At 64.7% G+C, this 5,163-nt stretch carries 6 protein-coding genes; 3 read left to right on the top strand and 3 right to left on the bottom strand.

Annotation, left to right across the window (positions count from 1 at the left end; genetic code table 11):
* Positions 1-53: 53 nt before the first annotated feature.
* Positions 54-1,298 carry a sarcosine oxidase subunit beta family protein gene (locus ACTG4J_RS14525; RefSeq protein WP_439140454.1) on the bottom strand — a complete coding sequence of 415 codons (1,245 nt, stop codon included), beginning with the start codon at positions 1,296-1,298 and terminating at the stop codon, positions 54-56.
* Between the two features lie 193 nt (positions 1,299-1,491).
* Between ACTG4J_RS14525 and ccmI the strand changes: the two genes are divergently transcribed.
* From ccmI to ACTG4J_RS14540, 3 genes are read left to right on the top strand one after another with little or no spacing between them, the layout of a single operon-like run.
* Positions 1,492-2,727: a c-type cytochrome biogenesis protein CcmI gene (gene ccmI, locus ACTG4J_RS14530; protein ID WP_439140455.1), complete on the top strand. Its 1,236-nt coding sequence runs from the start codon at positions 1,492-1,494 to the stop codon at positions 2,725-2,727.
* The gene (gene ruvX, locus ACTG4J_RS14535) at positions 2,724-3,218 is read left to right on the top strand and encodes a Holliday junction resolvase RuvX (RefSeq protein WP_439140456.1); all 495 of its coding nucleotides are present in this window, start codon (positions 2,724-2,726) and stop codon (positions 3,216-3,218) included. The genes ccmI and ruvX overlap by 4 nt, the downstream gene beginning before the upstream one ends.
* The gene (locus ACTG4J_RS14540; RefSeq protein ID WP_439140457.1) at positions 3,208-3,450 is read left to right on the top strand and encodes a DUF1289 domain-containing protein; all 243 of its coding nucleotides are present in this window, start codon (positions 3,208-3,210) and stop codon (positions 3,448-3,450) included. The genes ruvX and ACTG4J_RS14540 overlap by 11 nt, the downstream gene beginning before the upstream one ends.
* Here the strand turns inward: ACTG4J_RS14540 and ACTG4J_RS14545 are convergent.
* Together ACTG4J_RS14545 and ACTG4J_RS14550 are read right to left on the bottom strand one after the other, a co-directional pair.
* Positions 3,447-4,226 (bottom strand): hypothetical protein, encoded by a 780-nt coding sequence (locus tag ACTG4J_RS14545; RefSeq protein WP_439140458.1) that lies wholly within the window; start codon positions 4,224-4,226, stop codon positions 3,447-3,449. The genes ACTG4J_RS14540 and ACTG4J_RS14545 overlap by 4 nt on opposite strands.
* Complete coding sequence (locus tag ACTG4J_RS14550) at positions 4,223-5,050, bottom strand: sulfite exporter TauE/SafE family protein (RefSeq protein WP_439140459.1); 828 nt, start codon at positions 5,048-5,050, stop codon at positions 4,223-4,225. Before ACTG4J_RS14550 ends, ACTG4J_RS14545 begins: the two co-directional genes overlap by 4 nt.
* Between the last annotated feature and the right edge of the window lie 113 nt (positions 5,051-5,163).

A 5,163-nucleotide genomic window follows, 5' to 3' on the forward strand; every position in this document is an offset into this window, starting at 1 on the left:
CAGGAGGGGGGCAGACAGCCCCCCTGCCACCGCCGCCATGCGCGCCCGACCCATCAATGCGCCACCCCCGCCGCCACGCTTTCGTCGATAAAGCGGCCCTCGCGGAAGCGGTCCAGCGAGAACGCATCAGCCAGCGGCGCATGCCCCTTGGCCATCAATTCCGCCATCGCCCAACCCGACCCCGGAATGGCCTTGAACCCGCCCGTGCCCCAGCCGCAATTGACGAAGATGCCATCGACCGGCGTTTTCGAGATGATGGGCGAGCGGTCGCCGGTCATATCCACGATGCCCCCCCACCAGCGCAGCATTTTCAGGCGTGAGATGATCGGAAAGGTCTCGATCAGCGCGCGCACGGTTTCCTCGACATGCTGGAACGACCCGCGCTGGGTGTAGTTGTTGTAATTGTCGGCCCCGCCGCCGATCACCATCTCGCCCTTGTCGGACTGGCTCATATAGCCATGCACGGTGTTGGCCATGACGACCACATCCATGATCGGCTTGATCGGCTCGGAGACCAGCGCCTGCAACGCCACGCTCTCGATCGGAAGGCGGAAGCCCGCGCGCTCGGCCATGACGCCCGAATGGCCCGCAACTACGATGCCGAGCTTGCCACAGCCGATATAGCCCTTGCTGGTCTCGACCCCGACCACCTTGCCGCCCTCGCGCTTAACACCCGTCACCTCGGTCTGCTGGATGATGTCCATCCCCATGTCGGAGCATGCCCGCGCATAGCCCCAAGCGACCGCATCATGGCGCGCGGTGCCGCCGCGCGGCTGCCAGAGCGCGCCCAAGACCGGGTAGCGCGGCCCGTCGATATTGATGATGGGGCACAGCTCTTTGACCTTGCGGGGGTTGATGAACTCGGTCGTGACCCCCTGCAGCGCATTGGCATGTGCGGTGCGCTGGTAGCCGCGGATCTCATGCTCGGTCTGGGCCAGCATCAACACACCGCGCGGAGAGAACATGACGTTGTAGTTCAGGTCTTGGCTGAGTGTTTCGTAAAGGCTGCGTGCCTTCTCATAGATCGCGGCCGAGGGATCTTGCAGGTAGTTCGAGCGGATGATCGTGGTGTTGCGCCCGGTATTGCCACCGCCCAGCCAGCCCTTTTCGATCACGGCGACGTTGCGGAGCCCATGGTTCTTGCCAAGGTAGTAGGCTGTGGCCAGACCGTGGCCACCCGCCCCGACGATGACCACATCGTAGCGCGCCTTGGGCGTCGGGCTTTTCCAGGCACGTTCCCAGCCCAAATGATGGCGCATGGCCTCTCGGGCGATGGCAAAGGCGGAATAGCGGCGCATGTTTCGGCTCCCTCGAACTGCCTGCAAGCTGTGTCGCAGGTGCAGCGAAAACATCATACTGCGCGCGACCAGTTTATCGCGAAATGCGACGCAGCCGCACAATCTTGCCCCCCTGCGGCCCGACGCCCAGTTTTCTGGGCGATGATCTGCGCTTATGTGTAGCGCGACGGCTGAAGACAGGGATGCGCTACACATGGGATTTTGGATCGCGACGGTACTATTCTCGGGGCTGGTGGTCATGCTGCTGCTCTTGGCGGCATCGCGTCCGCAACGGGCAGCGACACCGGCCGCCGCCTATGATCTGCAGGTCTATCGCGACCAACTCAAAGAGGTCGAGCGCGATGTCGCCCGCGGCGTCTTGACCGAGGACGAGGCCACTCGCACCCGCGCCGAGGTTTCGCGCCGCCTGCTCGAGGCGGATCGCGCGCTGCAAGCACAGGGCGCGACCGCGTCGGGCGCGGGGCGCCATGACAAGTTAATCATCGGCACGGTCCTTGCCGCCAGCGTGGCGGGCAGCTTTGCGATCTATCTGACCATCGGCGCGCCCGGCTATCCCGATCTGCCCATCGCCGGGCGGCTCGAACAGGTCGAAACCGCCCGCGCGGCACGGCCCGATCAAGGCAGCGCCGAGGCACAGGTGCCCTTTCGCGAAGGCGTCGCGGTCGACCCGCGCCGCGAAGAGCTTGTGATCCAGCTTCGCCAAGTGATGGAACAACGCCCAGATGACCCGCAAGGCCTTGCGCTACTTGCACAAAACGAGGCTGCACTTGGAAATTTCCGTGCCGGCCACTTGGCACAGGCGCGGCTGATCGGCGTGCTTGGCGATGCGGCGACCGGACTTGAATATATCGATCTGGCCGAAATGATGATCCTCGCGGCAGGTGGCTATGTCAGCCCCGAGGCCGAGGCGGCGCTGCTACGCGGGTTGGCGCTTGCGCCGCGCAATGGCACGGCGCGCTACTATATCGGGTTGATGTATGCCCAACAGGGCCGGCCCGATCTGGCGTTCCCGATCTGGCGCAACCTTCTGGCCGAATCGACCCCTGATGCCCCTTGGCTCGAGGCGATCCGCCTCCAGATCGAAGAGGTCGCGTTTCTTGCCGGTGTGAACGTCACCTTGGCCGAACTCCCCCAACCCATCGCACCGCGCGGGCCGAGTGCCGCCGATATCGCCGCAGCCCAGGATATGTCGGCCCAAGACCAAGCCGCGATGATCGAAGGCATGGTGGCGGGTCTGGCTGCACGGCTGGCCGCTGAGGGTGGCCCGCCCGAGGATTGGGCACGCCTGATCGGGGCGCAGATCGTACTTGGCCGCACCGACGAGGCGATGATGATCGTCGACGAGGCGCGCCTCGTCTTTGCCGATATGCCCGATGCACTGGCCCAAATCGAGGCTGCCGCCGCCCCGCTGACGGTCCGCGCACCGTGATCTTCGACGATATCGCCGATTTCGCCGCTGCCCTGCCCGCAGGTCGGGCCCTGATGGGGCTTGATCCCGGCACAAAGACCATCGGTGTCGCGGTCTCGGACCGCCTCTTGTCGGCCGCCACGCCGCTCGAAACCGTCAAGCGGGTGAAATTCACCATCGACGCAGCGCAGCTTGGCGCCATGGCCGCGCATCGCGAGATCGGCGGCATGATCATCGGCCTGCCCGCCAATATGGATGGCAGCGAAGGCCCGCGCGCCCAATCCGTGCGCGCCTTCGCCCGCAACTTGGCCCAAAGCGACGCATTCAAGGCCATGCCCATCGCTTTTTGGGATGAACGCCTCAGCACGGTTGCGGCAGAAAGGGCACTGTTGGAGGCGGATACGTCACGAAAACGTCGCGCAGAGGTGATCGACGCGGTCGCGGCGGGCTATATCCTGCAAGGGGCCCTCGACCGGCTCCGGCATTTGCGGGCGGATCACCATGACCGATAACATCTGGAAGCGCGACGAGATCGAAAGCCCCTGTGTCAAGATCTGCGTGGTCCATCCCGAAACCCGCACCTGCACGGGTTGCTGGCGCACGATCGACGAAATCTCAAGCTGGTCGCGGATGACCCCGGATGCGCGCCGCGCTGTGATGGCGGCCCTGCCCGACCGGCGCGCGGCGCTATCGGTGCGGCGCGGTGGGCGCGCAGCCCGGCTTTCGCGTGGCGGCGAAAGCTAGGGCAGCGCCAACCAATTCCCGATATCGGGCAGTACGGGGCGCAGATAGGCCATGATGCGGCCATCAGGCCCGGCTTGTGCATTCTCCGCCCACGGGGCGATGCCGTGCAACGCCATCCGGTGAACAAGCACGCTTTGCCCCGCTTCCAAGACGACCTCGACCCGCTGGCAGCGCGCGAAACACTGTCGCCGCGCCTCTTGGTAGACCTCGGTGACATCCAGATCGCCCCATGATGCAGGGCCATGGCCCAAGAAGGCGGCCGTGAAAGCGGCGCGCATCACATGGTGTGACCCCGCATAGACCACAAGCGGCGCGGCTCCCGCCCCCGCGCCGGTCAGCGCCACGCCAAGGATATAGCCATGCGGCTCACGCAGGTGGCGGCGCTTGTCCGGCCCTTCGGGTAAAAGCCCGTCAAGATGGGCCGCGTCGCGCGTCAGCCGGTAGCGATGTGCCGTATCACTGTCAGCCGCGTCGCGGGCCGGATAGCCCGGATAGGTCACCGAAAGCTGCGCGCGATGCAAGGCCAAGGGCCCGCAAACCGCCTGTGCTGCATCCAGCGCCGCACCGGCCAATGGCGGCCCCGCCCCTACCTTGCCTGCTGCATCATTCTCCAACAGGTCGACACCCGCAAACCACGTGCCGCCATGGCGTAGCCATGCCTTGCGGATCGCCGGGTCACGGATCGCGGCCAAGGCCGGTGCAATCGCGGCTTGGGCCCAATCGGCGACCGCATCCTCGCGCGCGAAAACCGCAAAGCCGCGATCAAGCCAACTCATCCCCAGATCGCCTTGCGGATCATGTTGAGCGCCATCACCAGCACGAATGCGGCAAAAATCCTCTTGAGCCGTTTGCCGTCCAGCGCATGGGCCATGCGCACCCCGACAGGCGTGGTGATCAAGGTCATCGCCACCACCACGACAAAGCCAACAAGATTGACCTGTCCCACGGTAAAGGGCGGCGGATTGCCACCCGATGCCGGGATCACCAGAAAGGCCAGAACCGAAGGGATCGCGATCACCAGTCCAAAACCTGCAGCCGTGGCCACGGCGCGGTGGATCGGTACGTTGTAGAGGCTCATCAACGGCACACCGAAACTGCCGCCACCGATCCCCATCAACACCGAAAGAAAGCCGATCACAGGCCCCGTGATCGACCGACCAAGCCCTGTCGGCATCGTATCACCCAAGCGCCACTCATTGCGCCCAAAGGCAAGATAAAGCCCGACGATCAGGCCAAGAATGCCGAAAAGCACCATCAAGACCTCACCGCGCAGGCCGCTGGCGACCAGTACGCCCAGCACCGCACCCGCGCCGATCCCCAAAGCCCAACCCCGCAAGATCACCCAATCCACGGCACCGCGCCGATGATGGCCCAAAACCGAGCGCCACGACGTCACCGCGATGGTGGCCAGCGATGTCGCAAGACAGATCTGCATCAACCCATCCGGGCCATAGCCCAAGCTGATGAAGGCGAAATAAAAGGCCGGCACCAAGATGATGCCGCCCCCCACGCCCAGCATCCCCGCGATCACGCCAGCAAAGGCACCGATCATCGCGACGAGCGCAAGCATCGGCATAATTTGGCTGAAATCATAGGGCATTATCAGCTTTCATTCATCGATATGATCCGCTGGATACCCGTGCGCGCAAGCATGCGAAAGCGGAACTTCGGGCCAGCCTCACGCGGCATGCATCCGCATCGCATCAAGCGCGT

Origin of the sequence: Roseicyclus sp., assembly GCF_965662675.1 — a bacterium.
Lineage (GTDB): Bacteria > Pseudomonadota > Alphaproteobacteria > Rhodobacterales > Rhodobacteraceae > Roseicyclus.